This is a genomic window from Kitasatospora sp. NPDC056327, from assembly GCF_042261735.1.
In the GTDB taxonomy this organism is placed as follows: domain Bacteria; phylum Actinomycetota; class Actinomycetes; order Streptomycetales; family Streptomycetaceae; genus Kitasatospora.
In genome coordinates, this window is record NZ_JBHJRC010000208.1 from 1 (window position 1) to 15029 (window position 15029).

General features: G+C 77.7%; 11 protein-coding genes and 1 pseudogene. 7 read left to right on the plus strand and 5 right to left on the minus strand.

Annotated features, from left to right (window positions below; translation table 11 throughout):
• The first annotated feature begins 80 nt into the window (after positions 1-80).
• A complete protein-coding gene (locus tag ACFCX4_RS25655; protein ID WP_376146737.1) occupies positions 81-2168 on the plus strand; it encodes a primosomal protein N' in 2088 nt (695 codons plus the stop codon).
• Positions 2169-2743: 575 nt separating this feature from the next.
• On the opposite strand, the pseudogene ACFCX4_RS25660 reads toward ACFCX4_RS25655, so the two are convergent.
• Positions 2744-3089: pseudogene (locus ACFCX4_RS25660) on the minus strand (hypothetical protein); the annotation flags it as partial.
• Positions 3090-3331: 242 nt separating this feature from the next.
• Here ACFCX4_RS25660 and def point away from each other — a divergent pair.
• From def to ACFCX4_RS25675, 3 genes are all read left to right on the plus strand, one after another.
• Complete coding sequence (gene def, locus ACFCX4_RS25665) at positions 3332-3877, plus strand: peptide deformylase (RefSeq protein WP_376146740.1); 546 nt, start codon at positions 3332-3334, stop codon at positions 3875-3877.
• Positions 3878-4001: 124 nt separating this feature from the next.
• Complete coding sequence (gene fmt, locus ACFCX4_RS25670) at positions 4002-4976, plus strand: methionyl-tRNA formyltransferase (protein WP_376146743.1); 975 nt, start codon at positions 4002-4004, stop codon at positions 4974-4976.
• An 81-nt stretch (positions 4977-5057) separates the two neighbouring features.
• Positions 5058-6533: an RsmB/NOP family class I SAM-dependent RNA methyltransferase gene (locus ACFCX4_RS25675; RefSeq protein WP_376146746.1), complete on the plus strand. Its 1476-nt coding sequence runs from the start codon at positions 5058-5060 to the stop codon at positions 6531-6533.
• A gap of 496 nt (positions 6534-7029) precedes the next feature.
• Here ACFCX4_RS25675 and ACFCX4_RS25680 read toward each other — a convergent pair whose 3' ends face one another.
• A complete protein-coding gene (locus ACFCX4_RS25680) occupies positions 7030-8010 on the minus strand; it encodes a LysR family transcriptional regulator (RefSeq protein WP_376146749.1) in 981 nt (326 codons plus the stop codon).
• 216 nt (positions 8011-8226) lie between these two features.
• Between ACFCX4_RS25680 and ACFCX4_RS25685 the strand changes: the two genes are divergently transcribed.
• Genes ACFCX4_RS25685 through ACFCX4_RS25695 form a run of 3 tightly spaced genes read left to right on the plus strand, consistent with a single transcriptional unit; the run spans position 8227 to position 10131 of the window.
• Positions 8227-8499: a hypothetical protein gene (locus ACFCX4_RS25685; RefSeq protein WP_376146752.1), complete on the plus strand. Its 273-nt coding sequence runs from the start codon at positions 8227-8229 to the stop codon at positions 8497-8499.
• Positions 8496-9302, plus strand: coding sequence for a hypothetical protein (locus ACFCX4_RS25690; protein WP_376146755.1), 807 nt, complete (start codon positions 8496-8498; stop codon positions 9300-9302). Before ACFCX4_RS25685 ends, ACFCX4_RS25690 begins: the two co-directional genes overlap by 4 nt.
• A gap of 10 nt (positions 9303-9312) precedes the next feature.
• Positions 9313-10131 (plus strand): DUF6597 domain-containing transcriptional factor, encoded by an 819-nt coding sequence (locus ACFCX4_RS25695; RefSeq protein ID WP_376146758.1) that lies wholly within the window; start codon positions 9313-9315, stop codon positions 10129-10131.
• 52 nt (positions 10132-10183) lie between these two features.
• On the opposite strand, the gene ACFCX4_RS25700 is transcribed toward ACFCX4_RS25695, so the two are convergent.
• From ACFCX4_RS25700 to ACFCX4_RS25710, 3 genes are all read right to left on the minus strand, one after another.
• The gene (locus tag ACFCX4_RS25700) at positions 10184-11119 is read right to left on the minus strand and encodes a hypothetical protein (RefSeq protein ID WP_376146760.1); all 936 of its coding nucleotides are present in this window, start codon (positions 11117-11119) and stop codon (positions 10184-10186) included.
• An 836-nt stretch (positions 11120-11955) separates the two neighbouring features.
• Positions 11956-12312 carry a DUF6204 family protein gene (locus ACFCX4_RS25705; RefSeq protein ID WP_376146762.1) on the minus strand — a complete coding sequence of 119 codons (357 nt, stop codon included), beginning with the start codon at positions 12310-12312 and terminating at the stop codon, positions 11956-11958.
• 175 nt (positions 12313-12487) lie between these two features.
• Positions 12488-13723 carry a type III PLP-dependent enzyme gene (locus ACFCX4_RS25710; protein ID WP_376146765.1) on the minus strand — a complete coding sequence of 412 codons (1236 nt, stop codon included), beginning with the start codon at positions 13721-13723 and terminating at the stop codon, positions 12488-12490.
• Positions 13724-15029: the final 1306 nt, after the last annotated feature.

Below are 15029 nucleotides of genomic sequence, written 5' to 3' on the forward strand. Positions count from 1 at the left end.
CCGCCCGGAGCGCCGGGCGGCCACCACCTGCCGTTTTGCCGCCGCCGTTCTGTCGGCGGGACCTGGTACTACTTGGGGCGATGAGCAGCACGCAGGGGAGTGACGAGGGCGCGGCGCCGGAGCAGCTGGCGTTCATCCGGGAGACCGTCCGCCGGGCCAAGCCGCGCACCTGGCGCGGCGCCAAGCGCGCCGAGCACCAGCCGGTCGCCCGGGTGGTCGTCGACAAGGGCCTGCTCACCATCGACAAGTTCTTCGACTACGAGGTGCCCGCCGCGATGGCGGAGGACGCGGTGCCGGGCGTCCGGGTCCGGGTGCGCTTCGGGGCGCGCGTGGTCAAGGGCCAGCGCGAGGGCGGGGAGCTGCACGACGGCTTCGTCGTCGCCCGGCTGGACAAGAGCGACTTCCCCGGCCCGCTCGCCCCGCTCGCCCAGGTGCTCTCGCCCGAGCCGGTGCTCACCCCGCAGCTGCTGCGGCTCTGCCGGACGGTGGCCGACCGGTACGCCGGCACCCTGGCCGACGTGCTGCAGCTGGCGGTGCCGCCCCGGCACGCCAAGGCGGAGGCCGAGCCCTCGCCGCCGCCCCGCCCCCGCCCGGCCGCGCCGGCGCCCGGTGGCTGGTCCCGCTACCCGGCCGGGCCGGACTTCCTGGACTCGCTGGCCGGCGGCGGCTCCCCCCGGGCGGTCTGGACCGCGCTGCCCGGCCCCGGCTGGCCGTACGAGATCGCCCGCGCCGTCGCCGCCACCCTGGCGAGCGGGCGCGGCGCGCTGGTGGTGCTGCCCGACGGCCGCTCGGTGGCCCGGGTCGACCGGGCGCTGACCGAGCTGCTCGGCGAGGGCCTGCACGCGGTGCTGGCCGCCGACCTCGGCCCGCGCGAGCGCTACCGGCGGTGGCTGCAGGTCAGCCGGGGCTCGGTGCACGCCGCCGTCGGGACCAGGGCGGCGATGTTCGCGCCGGTGCGCGACCTCGGGCTGGTCGTCGTCTGGTCCGACGGCGACTCCAGCCACAGCGACCCGCGCGCCCCGCACCCGCACGTGCGGGAGGTCGCCCTGCTGCGCGCCGCCGAGGAGGGCGCGGCCGTCCTGCTCGGCGGGCACGCCGTCACCGTGGAGGGCGCCCAGCTGGTGCGCACCGGGTGGGCCCGGGCCCTGGGCGCCGACCGGGAGACGGTCCGGCGGACCGCGCCGCGGGTTCGCACCGTCACCGACCAGGACCAGCACCGGGACGCCGCGGCGCAGGCCGCCCGGCTGCCCTCGGTCGGCTGGGAGGCGGCCCGGGAGGGCCTGGCGGCCGGCGGACCGGTGCTCATCCAGGTGCCCCGGCGCGGCTACGTCCCCCGGCTGGCCTGCGGACGCTGCCGCACGCCCGCCCGCTGCCGGCGCTGCGAGGGCCCGCTCGCCGCGGCCGGCCCGGACGCCCCGCTGCACTGCGGCTGGTGCGGCGAGCAGGAGCGGGACTGGCACTGCCCGGAGTGCGGCTCGTTCCGGCTGCGGGCCCAGGTGATCGGCGCCCGGCGGACGGCCGAGGAGCTGGGCAAGGCCTTCCCGCGCGTGCCGGTCCGCACCTCCGGGCGGGACTCGGTGCTGGTCACCGTGCCGGACGAGCCCGCGCTGGTGATCTCCACGCCCGGTGCCGAACCGGTGGTCGAGGGCGGCGGCGGGTACGCGGCCGCGCTGCTGCTGGACGGCTGGGCGCTGCTGAGCCGCCCCGACCTGCGGGCCGGCGAGGAGACGCTGCGGCTCTGGCTGGCCGCCGCCGCGCTGGTCCGGCCGGCCGAGCAGGGCGGGACGGTGGTGGTGGTCGCCGAGCCGACCGCCCGGCCGGTGCAGGCGCTGGTGCGCTGGGACCCGCTCGGGCACGCCGGACTGGAGCTGGATGAACGGGCCCAGCTGCACTTCCCGCCGGTGGCCCGGATGGCCTCGGTGGCGGGCAGCCCGGCGGCGGTGGCGGACCTGCTGAACCTGGTGCGGCTGCCGTCCGAGGCGGACGTGCTGGGGCCGGTTCCGGTGGCGGCGCTGCGCGGGGAGGAGCAGGAGCGGGCGCTGCTCCGGGTGCCGCCGGGGCAGGGTGCGGCGCTGGCGTCGGCGCTGAAGGCGGCGCAGATCGCACGGATCGCGCTGCGGACGCCGGAGGCGGTGAAGGTGCGGATCGACCCGACGGACATCGGCTGAGCGCCGGCCGCGGGGGAGGAGCACGGCAGGGGTCGGCGGGGCGCGGGGACCCTGCGGGGTGCGGGGGCCGTCCGGGCCGTGGGGCTCCTCGGGGCGCGGGGCGGGCCGGTGCGCGGCGGGGGGACCGGACGTCGGACGAGGGGCGCGGCGCCGGTACCCGCGGCCCTCGTCCGGCATCCGGGTGCTGCCTCAGCCGCGCAGCGGGACGCCGGGGCGCTCCAGGGCGGTGCGGTCGAGCGCGGTGCGGTCCAGGCCGCCCTGGCGGGCCGCCGGGACGGTCGCGGCCAGGCCGGTGGGGGCGGGGGAGCGGTCCCGCTCCACCGGGTGGGCCGGCGCGTGGGCGGCGGCGGGGGCGTGCGCGGGGGCGAGGGGCGCGGGGTTGTGGGACGTGGAGGCGTGGTCCGCCGGGTGGGACGTGGCGTGGGACGTGGGGTGCGGCGCGGGGTGGGCGGCCGGGTGCGGCGTGGTGTGCGCGGCCGCGGCGTGCGCCGCGGGGTGGCCGGACAGCTCCTCGGAACGGTCCGGCCGGGTCGGGTTCGGCACCGAGCCGGCCGCCGCCAGCAGCTCGCCGGCCGGCCGGCGCATCCCGTACCGGCGGTGCACCGCCTGCTTGGTGACCCCGAGGGCGGAACCCACCGAGTCCCAGGAGAAGCCCAGCGCGCGGTCGAACTCGACCGCCGCCGCCACCAGCGTCTCCACGCTCTCCCGCAGCTCCTGTGCCAGGCGCACCGTCGGCGCCGGGGCCCGCCCGTAGACCACGAAGCCCGCGGAGGTGCTCGGACGGCGCGGCCGGTAGACGTTGCCCAGCTGGGCGGTGAGCGTCCGCAGGGCGTCGACCTGTCGTCGCACCCGCTCGATGTCCCGCACCAGCAGGTGCAGGCTCGCCCGCGCCCGGGCGTCGTGGTTGATCTGCTCGGCCATGGCTTCGTGCCACCTTCCGTACGGTTCGGCTCGGCCGGAGCGCCCTTCCCGCGCGCTCCGGCTACGGTCAATCCCCCTTGACCAACGCCGGACCGCCGCCGGGGTCACGCTGGCAGGGCGAGCGGGATATGCCAGAACCCCTCGGGGCCGGATTGCATAGACTTGCCGACGGCCCGCGCGCACACCGCGGGCCCCGCCCGTTTGCCGACAGCCCGCACCCCGACGGACAGGAGCCCGCGACCGTGGCGATCCAGCCGATCCGCATCTTCGGAGACCCCGTCCTGCGCGCCACCGCCCGGCCCGTCACCACCTTCGACAAGGAGCTCCGGACCCTCGTCAAGGACCTCACCGACACCATGCTCGACGCCCCCGGCGCCGGCCTGGCGGCGCCCCAACTCGGCATCTCCCTGCGGGTGTTCACCTACCACGTGGACGGCGTCACCGGGCACCTGATCAACCCGGACCTGTCGCTCAGCGAGGAGGAGCAGGAGGGCCCCGAGGGCTGCCTCTCGCTGCCCGGCCTGCGCTACGACACCCGGCGCGCCCACGGTGTCGTCGCCCGGGGATTCAACATGTACGGCGACCCGGTCACCGTCGAGGGCACCCGGCTGCTCGCCCGCTGCATCCAGCACGAGACCGACCACCTCGACGGCATCATCTTCATCGACCGCCTCGACGGCGAGCAGCGCAAGGCCGCGCTCAAGGCCATCCGCGAGGCGGACTGGGGCTCCGGCCCGGCGCCGGTGGTCAAGGTCTCGCCGCACAGCACCTTCGGCGCGGCGCGCTGAGACCCGGCCGCACCGCCCGGGCCCGCGCCTCCCTGCACCGATCCGTTCCGCCCCGATTCCGGGCCCCGCTCCGCCCGTCACCGGGCTCCGCCCGGCCCGTCACCGCACCGCAGAAAGGCACTTGATGCGCCTCGTGTTCGCCGGCACCCCCGAGGTCGCCGTTCCCGCCCTGGACGCCCTGCTCGCCTCCGACCGGCACGAGGTCGTCGCGGTGGTCACCCGCCCCGACGCCCCCTCCGGCCGTGGCCGCAGGCTCGTCGCCAGCCCCGTCGCCCAGCGCGCCGAGGAGGCCGGGATCGAGGTCCTCAAGCCGGCGAAGCCGAGCGACCCCGACTTCGTCGCCCGCCTCACCGAGATCGCCCCCGACTGCTGCCCGGTCGTCGCCTACGGCGCCCTGCTGCGCCCCGGCACCCTGGAGATCCCGGTGCACGGGTGGGTCAACCTGCACTTCTCGCTGCTCCCCGCCTGGCGCGGCGCCGCCCCCGTCCAGCACGCGGTGATGGCCGGCGACGAGGTCACCGGCGCCTCCACCTTCCTCATCGAGCAGGGTCTGGACTCCGGCCCGGTCTACGGCGTGATCACCGAGGAGGTCCGTCCCGCGGACACCAGCGGCGACCTGCTCGACCGGCTCGCCCGCTCCGGCGCCCGGCTGCTCGCCGCCACCATGGACGGCATCGCCGACGGCTCCCTGCACGCCGTCCCGCAGCCCGCCGAGGGCATCACGCTCGCCCCGAAGATCACCGTCGAGGACGCCCGGATCGACTGGAGCGCCCCCGCCCTGCGGATCGACCGGGTGGTGCGCGGCTGCGCTCCCGCGCCCGGCGCCTGGACCTGGTTCCGCGGCGAGCGGCTCAAGGTCACCGGTCCGGTGCGGCTGCTGCCGGACTCCGCCGCACTGGCGCCCGGCGAGCTGGCCGTCGGCAAGAACAGCGTGCGGGTCGGCACCGGCAGTCACGAGGTCGAACTGGGCGAGGTGCGGCCCCAGGGCAAGAAGGCCATGCGGGCGGCGGACTGGGCGCGCGGCGCGCGCATCGAATCCGGCGAGCACCTGGGCGGGACCGCGGGGGAAAGTGCCGGGGACGCCCCCGGAGAGAGCTGATCCCGCTGTTTGGCGTTACTGTTCCGAGAGATCCAGAAGCAATTCCGCAATAACCCCCGCAGCACTTTCGAGGCACATCCCATGAGCACGCCCAGAAATACCCACGGTTCCTCCGCCGGCGCTTCCGGCGCCCCCGGATCGAAGCGCGCCCCGCGCCCGCACCGGCGCCCGAAGAAGGACCCCGCCCGGATCGTCGCCTTCCGCGCCCTGCGGGCCGTCGACGAGCGCGACGCCTACGCCAACCTCATCCTCCCCTCGCTGCTCCGCGAGGCGGAGCAGCAGGGCATGGACCGGCGCGACGCCGCCCTCGCCACCGAACTGGTCTACGGCACCCTCCGGCTCCAGGGCACCTACGACGCGATCATCGCCGCCTGCATCGACCGCCCGCTCGGCAAGGTCGACCCGCCGGTCCTCGACGTGCTCTCGCTCGGCGCCCACCAGCTCCTCACCACCCGCATCCCCAGCCACGCGGCCGTCTCGGCCACCGTCGAGCTGGCCCGGGTGGTCCTCGGCGACGGCAAGGCCAAGTTCGTCAACGCCGTCCTGCGCCGGATCAGCGCCCACGACCTGGAGACCTGGATCGGGCTGGTCGCCCCGCCGTACGACAAGGACGCCGAGGACCACCTCGCCGTCGTGCACTCCCACCCCCGCTGGGTGGTCGCCGCCCTCTGGGACTCGCTGGGCCGCTGGCAGCCCGACGATGCCGGGCGCGCCGCCATGGAGCGGCTGCTGCGCGCCGACAACGAGCGCCCCGAGGTCACCCTGGTGGCCCGCCCCGGCCGGGCCACCGTCGGCGAACTCGCCGACGCGCTGCCCGAGGCCGCGCCGGGCCGCTGGTCCCCGTTCGCGCTGCGGCTCGCCGAGGGCGGCGACCCGGGCGGGATCACCGCCGTGCAGGAGAACCGGGCCGGCGTCCAGGACGAGGGCAGCCAGCTGGTCGCCCTCGCGCTCGCCGCCGCGCCGCTGGACGGCCCGGACCGGCTCTGGCTGGACGGCTGCGCCGGCCCCGGAGGCAAGGCCGCGCTGCTCGCCGCGCTCGCCGCGGAGCGCGGCGCGGCGCTGGTCGCCAGCGAGAAGCAGCCGCACCGGGCCCGGCTGGTCGCCCGCGCGCTGGCCGGCAACCCCGGCCCGTACACGGTGATCGCCGCCGACGGCACCCGGCCGGCCTGGCAGGCCGGGTGCTTCGACCGGGTCCTCGTCGACGTGCCGTGCTCCGGCCTCGGCGCGCTGCGCCGGCGGCCGGAGGCCCGCTGGCGGCGCCGTCCGCAGGACGTCGCGGGCTTCGCGCCGCTCCAGCGGGACCTGCTGCGCTCGGCGATCGACGCCACCCGGGTGGGCGGCGTGGTCGGCTACGCGACCTGCTCGCCGCACCTCGCGGAGACCCGGGCGGTGGTCGACGACGTGCTGCGGGCCGAGGGCGGCCGGGTCGAGTGGATCGACGCCCGGCCGCTGATGCCCGGCGTGCCGGCGCTCGGCGACGGCCCGGACGTGCAGCTGTGGCCGCACCTGCACGGGACGGATGCGATGTACCTGGCGCTGCTGCGGCGGACGGCGTAGCGGGGCCGGTGGTGACGGGGCGGCCGGTGTCCCGGCTGCCGCGGGCCGGGGCCGGCCGGTGGTGGCGGCAGCCGGGGGCTGCGGCGCTTGTTGGGGTGTGCCGCGTGGTGGGGCGGGTCGGTCGGTGGCCCGGTGCTCCGGGTGGCGGGTGGCGGGTGGTGCGACCGTGCGGGTGGGGGGCCACCTGCGCCGGACGGCTGTGACGCAGCCGGTGCGGCCGCCGCGGGCCCGGGCGTTCGGCGTTGCCGAGGGGCCGGTGCCGGTGTGCGGGGCGGCGGGGCGGCTCTTGGTGGGCGGGCCGGTGTGATGGGGGCGGCCCGGGGCGTGGGGTTTGGTCCGCGCGCCCTGTCGGGCGCGGGGCCGGAGGCCGGGGCAGGCCGGCTCCGGGGTCGGCCGGGTGGCCGGGGCGGGACTTTCGCGGGCCCCGGTCCTGGGTGCCGCCGGCCCGGGCAGGCGGGTCGGCGGGCGGGAGTGCGGAGGCCGCGGTCGGCCGCCGTCAGCGGGCGGTCAGGGCCGGGCGGTTGGCCAGCAGGGGCGGTTCGAGGACGGGGCGGGTCGGGGTCGGGCGGGCGGCCCGGGCGCGGGCGGTGATGACGCCGCGGACCGTGTCGCGCAGCCAGCGGTGGCCCGCGTCCTGGTCGTTGCGGGGGTGCCAGGCCATGCTCAGGACCACGTCGGGGAGGTCGACCGGCAGCGGGAAGGTGGTCAGGCCGAGGGCCTCGGCCGCCGGCGTGCCGAGGCGGGCCGGGGCGAGGCCGACGAGGTCGCTGTCGCGGAGCAGGAAGAGCGCTGCCGGGTAGCTGGGCACGCTGGCCACCACCCGTCGGGAGAGGCCGAGTTGGGCCAGTCGCTGGTCGACGGGGCCGGGGCTCCGGCCGTGCCGGGAGACCGCCAGGTGGTCGGCGGCGGCGAACTCCTCGGCGGTCGGGGGCGTGCCCTTGGCGAGGGGGTGTCCGGCGCGGGCGATGCCGACCAGGCCGGTGGTGGTGAGCGGTTCGGTGCGGGTCTCGGGGTCGAGGTGGTCGGTGACGCCGACCTCCAGGTCGATCACGCCGTCGCGCATCGCGCTGGTTCCCTCCAGGTGATCGCCGAGGAAGCGCAGCGTCACGGCCGGGGCCTGCGTGCGGACCGTCTCCACCAGGCTCGCGCCGATGGTGGTCAGCAGGATGTCCCCGGTCTGCAGGGTGAACCTGCGGTTGAGCTCGGCCGGTTCGGCTGCGGCGTGGGGGATCAGCAGGGCCTGGCCCCGGCTGACCAGTGCGCGCACCTCCGTCCGGAGCTCCACCGCGCGTGGGGTGGGCACCAGTCCGCGGCCGGCCCGCACGAGGAGCGGATCGCCGAGGACCCGGCGCAGACGTCCGAGGGTGCGGCTCATCGCCGGGGCCGAGGTGTGCAGCCGTTCGGCGGCGCCGGTCACGCTGCCCTCCTCCAGTAGGGCGTCCAGGGCGACGAGCAGGTTGAGATCGAGGTCCGGCATGGGGTTCTCCGCTGGTGGTCGGTCGACAGGGTGGGGGTGGGTGGAGCTGTGGGGGCAAGCGGGTGACCAGAAGTGGAAGGACTACTGACCAGCATTTCACTGGAGTGCACATCGACTCGGCATCTACCGCCGAATGCGACAACTCCCCTTGGGTGTAAAGGATCTGACATGACGATTGACAATGACATGTTGGTGGTGGCCTGCCAAGGAGGCCGTGTGCTGACTTTCCTGTCGGCCGACGGCCTGCACCGCTCGGGGGAGCCGGCCGTTCCGCCCGAGCCGCACGAGCTCCTCTTCGACCGCGCCCGCCGTCTGCTCCACTGCACCATCACCTGTCGTTACGGCTTCTACGAGCGGCCCGGTGCGCGGGGCAGCGAGCTGCTGGTGGTCGACCCGGACCGCCGGGCGCCGGTGCGGACCGTCGACCTGGCGCCGGAGCACGCCCGCACGGCCTGGCCCTCGACGAGGCGCGCGGGCTGCTCGGGGTGAGCGTGGAGCGGGGCCCGGCCGGGGACGGGGCGGTGCTGCTGGTGGACCTGGCGACGTACGAGGCGGTCGGCCGGGTCGGGGCCGGCGCGCCGGGGCCGCACTGGTCGGTGTTCACGCCGGACGGCCGCAAGGGGTACACCGCGAACAAGGAGGCCGGGTTCCTGTCGGTGCTGGGCCCGGTCCCCCGCCGCGTCGGCCCGGGCCTGGCGGGGACCGTCCCGGTGCCGGGCAGCGAGGGCCTCGCGGTGACGCCGGACGGTCGCCATCTGGTGGTCGCCGCACCGAAGTTCGGCCTCGGTGGCAGCCCTGCCGCACCGCCCGCGCCGGCTGTGGTGGACGTGCGGACCGGCCGGGTGGTGCACACGACCGCGCTCGGGGCGCCGGCGGTTCCGGTCCATGTGACGGCGGGCGGACCGGTGCTCGCGGCGGAGGTCCGGCTGGGCGAGCCGGCGGCGGACGGTTCGCCCCGGCCGGTGGACGGCCTGCTGCGGATCTTCTCCCTCGACGGAGCTCGGGGCGGCCCGGCGGGTGCGGAGGGTTCGGACGACTCGGACGGTTCGGACGGCCGGGGTGGCTCGGACGGTCACGATGCCGTCGTGCTGCGGGAGTTGGGGGAGGTTCCGGTCGGCCGGGTGCCGTTGACCCTGCTCTCCTCGCCGGACGGCACGGTCGGTTACGTCGCCAACACGGCCTCGGACACGGTGACGGTGGTGGACCTGGTGGAGCGCCGGGTGCTGCGCGAGATCCACCTGGGCCCGGGAGCCGGGCCGCACGGGATGGCGTACGTGCCCGCGCTCGGGTGAGAGTGGGGTGGTGAGTCCTTCCTCGTACGAAGAACGGCAGCCGGCGGTCGCGTCCGGTCGGCTGGTGGCCTGCCTCTGGACCCGGCGCAACACCCGGGGGGCGGCGTACGTGCAGCGTGTGGTGCCGGACGGGTGCGTGGACGTGGTGTGGTCCGGCGCGCGGCTGGAGGTGGTCGGCCCGGACCGGGTTCCCCGCGGTGTTCCGGTGGGGGACGGGGCGGAGCTGGCCGGGGTGCGGTTCCGGCCCGGGACGGCGGGACTGCTGCTGGGGGCCGTGCCGGTACGGGAGTTCTGCGACCTCCAGGTGCCGCTGGCCGAGGTGATCGGTGCGGCGGCGGCGGAGCGGCTGGCGGAGCGGCTCGCCGGGGTGCGGGGGCCGCGGGAGGCCGCGGCCGAGCTGGACGCCTTCACGGCCGGGCTCGCGCCCGGGTGGACGCCGGACCGGGCGGTCGAGCGTGCGGTGGCCGTGCTGGGGCGGCCGGAGGCGGTCCGACTGCCGGAGCTGGCCTCCGGGTTGGGGCTCTCGGAGCGACAGCTGCGGCGCCGGGTGACCGATGCGGTCGGCTACCCGCCGAAGACCCTTCAGGCGGTGCTGCGGTTCCAGCGGGCGCTGGCCGGGGCGCGCTCGGGCGGCGGCGGTGAGGGCGGCGTCGGCGGGAGGCCGGGGCTCGCGGAGGTGGCGGTGCGGGCCGGGTACGCCGACCAGGCGCACCTCACCAGGGAGGTGCGCCGGTGGGCGGGGGTGCCGCCGACGGTGCTGCTCGGCCGGTCGGGCGGGCCGGGTCGGTCGGACCTGCCGGACCGGGCGGACGGCTGGTCGGGCGGCTGATGCGGGGGCCGGCGGTCCGGGGCCGGTTCGGTGGCCGGGGCCGCGCGGTGGGTCAGGCCGTCGGCACGTCGTACGCGGCGAGCGTGAGCAGCGCCTGGAGGGTCACGCCGGGGCGGGCCTCGGACTCCGTCGTCGCCGACCAGTGTGCCCAGGTGATCGGCCAGCCCCCGTCCGGCTGCTGGGCGGCGGCCAGGTGGTCCAGGCCGCGCGCCAGTTCGGCGTCGGTGAACCAGGTGCGGGCCAGGCTGTCGGGGCGGCGGGCGTAGTCGTGCGGCAGGTGGTGCTCGCCCGGCGCGTAGCCGGGGGCGGTCCTCGCCTCCTCGGGCCGCGCCGGGTCGAGCAGCACGATCCGCTGGTCGCGGACCAGCCCGCCGAGGCGCGCCGCCGCCCGGAGGGCCCACGCGGTGTCGGGGACGGCGTCGAGGAAGCGGACCGCCGCGCCCACCTCGTACGGGTGGGTCTCGCCGAGGTTCTCGACGGCGTCGCGGCAGAACGCGGTGGCGGCGGCGACCCACGGGTGCTCGACGCCCCGGCGCAGCAGCGGGGCGACGATCTGCCCGGTGGACAGCAGTGCGCCGGCCGGCTTCTCGTCGCCCCCGGGGACCGGCAGGAAGGGCGGGCGGGGATACGGGCGCAGGCTGGGCAGGACGACGGGCACGCCGCCGTCGGGCGCGGTGACGCCCGCCAGCCAGTCGCAGACGCCCCGGGCGCGGGCGTCGTCCAGGGCCCCGGCCTCCTCCAGCACGAGCAGGGCGGCCGGGACGGCGATGGGCTGGGCGGCGGGCCCGCGCACGTCCGGTTCGAGGCCGAAGGCGTAGCCGCCGTCGCCGGTGCGGTGGGCGTCCAGGGCGGCGAGGAGGCCGGTGGGGTCGTGCTCGCCCCCGAGGAGGAACGCGAAGCGGCGCTGTTCGAGGACGCGGCCGGATGTCCAGAGGAAGCGGGCCGCGGCGTCTAGCCGGGTCTCTGTGAGACGCGTGGTGCTGGTCATGGCTCGACGGTAGGCGGCCTGGGGGCGGGGGTCTTGAACGATTCGGACGCGGCCGGGGCGGTGTCGTGGCCGGCGTCGCGGCCCTCCCCGGGATCGCCCCTGGGATCGCCCCCGGGGGAGATCCCGGGGGAGGGCGCCGGCGGTGGGTGGACGGGGCCCGGGAGCGGCCGGGGTCGGTGGACCCGGAGCGGGCGCTGACCGGCGAGGACGATGCCGTGTTCGGCGAGGAGTCCACGGGTGCGTGGTGCGACCGGGAAGGCACGGGCGGGGCTGCGCACCGGCCGGACGTGCCCGGCGGGGCGGTCGTCCGGGGTGGCGAGGACCGGCGGGGCGGTTGCCGGGGGTGGCGACGCCCGGCGGGTCGGTCCACTCGGTCAGGCCCGGCGGGAGCGCGGCGCGCAGACGGGTGCCGTGCGCGGGCCCGTCGTCGAGCGGGACCGCGGCGCCTTCCAGGAGGGTCGGCCGACCACTGGCCTCCCGAGGGCGCGCACCCGTGCCGGGGTGGGCGCGAGCCGGATCCGTACGGCCGGGCCGTACTCCGCGCCGAGCGCGAGCGCCAGGTCGGGCAGGTCGGGTCGGCTGGGCAGCGGAAGGCGGGGTGGGTCGGGCGGAGCACCGGGCCGGTGGCGGTCCAGGTCCGTTCGAGCAGCCGGGGCAGTCGTCTGCGGTGGCGGGGAACAGCCGCCCGGCGGGGTCGGGGAGGGTGGGTACGGCGGCCGAGGGGGTGCCGGCCCTGGTGATGCCGGTGGTGCCGGCGCCGGGAGCGCGGCTTCGGCGGTGGGGCCGGTGCCGGAGGGCCCGGGGCCGGTGGCTCGTCACCGGGCCCCGGGGCGGGTTCAGACCTCGCGGGCCGCGGCGCGGCGCTGCCGCTTGCCCAGCGCGGCCTGGGAGAGGTCCTCGGCCTGGGAGCGGAGGTTCTTGTAGCCGTAGCCGCGCTCGTCGAGCCAGGCGCGGGCGGACCGTTCGGCGCGGTCGGTGGCGTCGAGGATGTCCTCCTCGGCCTCGCCGGAGTCCTGGTAGCGGAAGGTGAAGACGGCGCGGGCGTTCAGGTCGTAGCTGAGGTGGCCCTCGGGGGTGAACGCGGCGAAGAGGATGTCGTGCTCGGCGGCGCGGGACCGCAGCTCGGTCTCCTGCTCGGGGGTCAGGCCGTCGAAGACGCCGCGGACGGTGACGCGGAAGGTGCGGGTGGTCATCCCGCGAGCCTATGCGGGGCCGCGGCGGGCGGGCGAAGGGTTTTCGGGCGCGGGTCCGGGCCCCGCGAGGACGGTCGCGGGCCGGTCGCGGGGCCGGGCGTGCGGTGGGGGCGGGAGCGTGCGGGACGCCTGCCCGCGCCCCCGGCCCCGCTGCCCGGGCCGGCGTTCCGGCCGGCTACCGCCCGGTTGCCGCGCTGCTCCCGCCGGGGCCGCTCCCGTCGGGGCCGCTCCCGGCGGTCGGGCGGCCCGACCGGACGCAGCTGTAGGGGAGCGGGGGGAAGCCGTTGAACCCCCGTGTGGTGTAGGCGCTGGCGTAGGCGCCGCAGGAGAGGATCCACACCGGGTCGCCCGAGGCGGCGTCCAGGGGGACGGCGACGCCGGCGCCCTCGTCGGCGTAGGCGTCGTCGCTGTCGCAGGTGGGTCCGGCGATCACGGCGGGCACGGTCGCGGCGCCGGCCCGGCCGGGGAACTCCAGCGGGTAGCGCAGCTCGTCCATCTCGTACAGGCCGTTGAACTTGCCGCAGCTCAGGAAGAGCCAGTGCACGAGTTCGCCGTCGAGCTGCCGGCGGTCCGTCAGCCGGATGACGTGGGCCCGGATGGCGCCGTGGTCGGCGACCAGGTGGCGGCCCGGTTCCATCAGGAACTCCAGCGGCCCGGCGGAGACCTCGCGCAGCCGCTGCATGCCCTCGCGGATCACCGCGAACATCTTGTCGAGCGGCGGGCGGAGCGGTCGCCCGCCGCGGTCCAGGACGCCCAGGGCGGGCAGGCCGCCGCCGAGGTTGACGTGGTCCAGCAGGATGCCGCGCCGGTTGGTCTCCTCGATCACCCCGGCGAGTGCCTCCAGCGCCTGCTGCCAGGCCTCGGAGGTGAGTTGCTGAGAGCCGACGTGCACGGACAGGCCGGCCGGGACCAGCCCGGCGTCCCGCGCGGCCGCCAGCACCCGCACGGCGTTCTCGGGCGAGCAGCCGAACTTGCGGCTCAGCCCCCACAGCGCGCCCTCGCCGGTGGTGGCGAGCCGGCAGAACACCCGTGCGCCGGGCGCGTGTTCGGCGATCGCGGCGACGTCGGCCAGGCTGTCGGTGGCGAAGTCGCGCACGCCCAGCCGGTAGGCCTCGGCGATCTGCCGGTCCGACTTGATGGTGTTGCCGTAGTGGATCCGGGCGACCGGCACGCCGGTGCGCAGGGCCTGGGCGATCTCCTGGGGCCCGGCCGCGTCGAAGCCCGCGCCGCGGGCGGCCAGGCAGTCGAGCACCTCGTCCACCGGGCAGGCCTTCATCGCGAACCGGACGTCGATGCCGGGCAGTTCGTCCAGCAGGGCGTCGTACTGGGCCTCGATGCCGTCGAGGTCGTAGACGATCCGGTCGCCCCCGGTGGCGGCCAGGGCGGTGCGCAGGCGTCGGTAGTCAGGCACGGTCGGCGCCCCTCGCGGCGCTCGGCCGGGTGCCTCCCGGGAGGGCGGCGGTCGCCGTGGCGGGCCGGGTGCCGGCCGGGCCGGCCGGGCAGGTGCGGGACGCGGCGGACGGGCGGACAGGGGTGGACGGGGGGAGTGCGGCGGACAGGCGGAGCGGGGTGGTGCGGGCCGGCGCGGCCCCGGCGGCGACGGGCGGTGCGAAGGCCTCGGCGCGGGGCCGGGGCCCGGACGCCGAGCGTGACGGGCAGTGCTTCCCGGCGTCCTCCGGCGCGGCGGCGGTGCGGCGGGCCCCACCGCCGCCGCCGGCGCGGGGACGCCCGGAAGCGGCTCGGTACAGGTGCCCGTCGGGCTTCGGCATCACGTCTCTCCAGGTTCGGGTCGGGAGGGCAGGAGGGAGGGCGGCGGATCGGTCGGTCGCCGCGCGGCGGCCGGGCCGCGCGGGGTCCGCGGTGCGTCGGGGCGGAGGGACGGGTCGTCGGGCACGGCGGGGCCGGTGCGGCCCGGCCGGGAGGGGTGAGGGTGCCTGTCCCGGCGAGGGGTGCCGACGACTGTTCAGGCCTCGTCAAACGCTTGTTCCACTACCGTGGACTAGACCAACTTCCGGTGTCAACCCTGCTCCGGAGAGCCCGGCCGGACGTGCCGTCAGTCCGCGCGAGGGTGGCTCTGACCTGGGAGGAAGCGCTTCCGGAGGCCGGCGGGGGAGGGCCGTCGCGATGGCCGGAGCGGCGGTCGGAGTCCGCATGCCCGTGGTCGCCCGTCAGGGAAGTCATCGGCTGCCCGAACGGGCAGTCCCGCTTCCGGATCGATGACTCGACGTTCTCCCGGTGCAGGTGGGGGCGATCGGGCCGCGCGGGGCGGCGGTTGGGACGGTGCCCGTCCGTGGTGGCGGACGCCGTCCGTGCCGTGGCCCGCGGGGCAGATCCGCGGGCGGCGCGAGGGCAGGCGAACGGGTGCGAGGGGGCGCCGGTCCGGGCGGCGGGGCGGCGTACTGACGGGGCGGCAGGTGAGGGTGCGGGGCGGGATCGGGGGAGGTCGTGCGGGTCCGGGCGGGAGGCGCCGCCCGGCCGCACCGCCGTCCGGCCCGGTGGGCCGTGACGCGGGCGGTGCGGCCGGGTCGCCGCCGGCGGTCCGGCGGCGGTCCGGTGGCGCCGGGGCGGACGTGCCGTGCCTTCCCGTCGGCCCGGTCGCGCACGACCGGGCCGACGGGGGGGTGGCGGACGCGGGGGGGGGCGTGTCAGAGCGGGACGGTCCGGAGGGCGGGGCCGGCGCCGCGGATGCGCGCCAACAGGAGCGCGTGGCCGCCCGG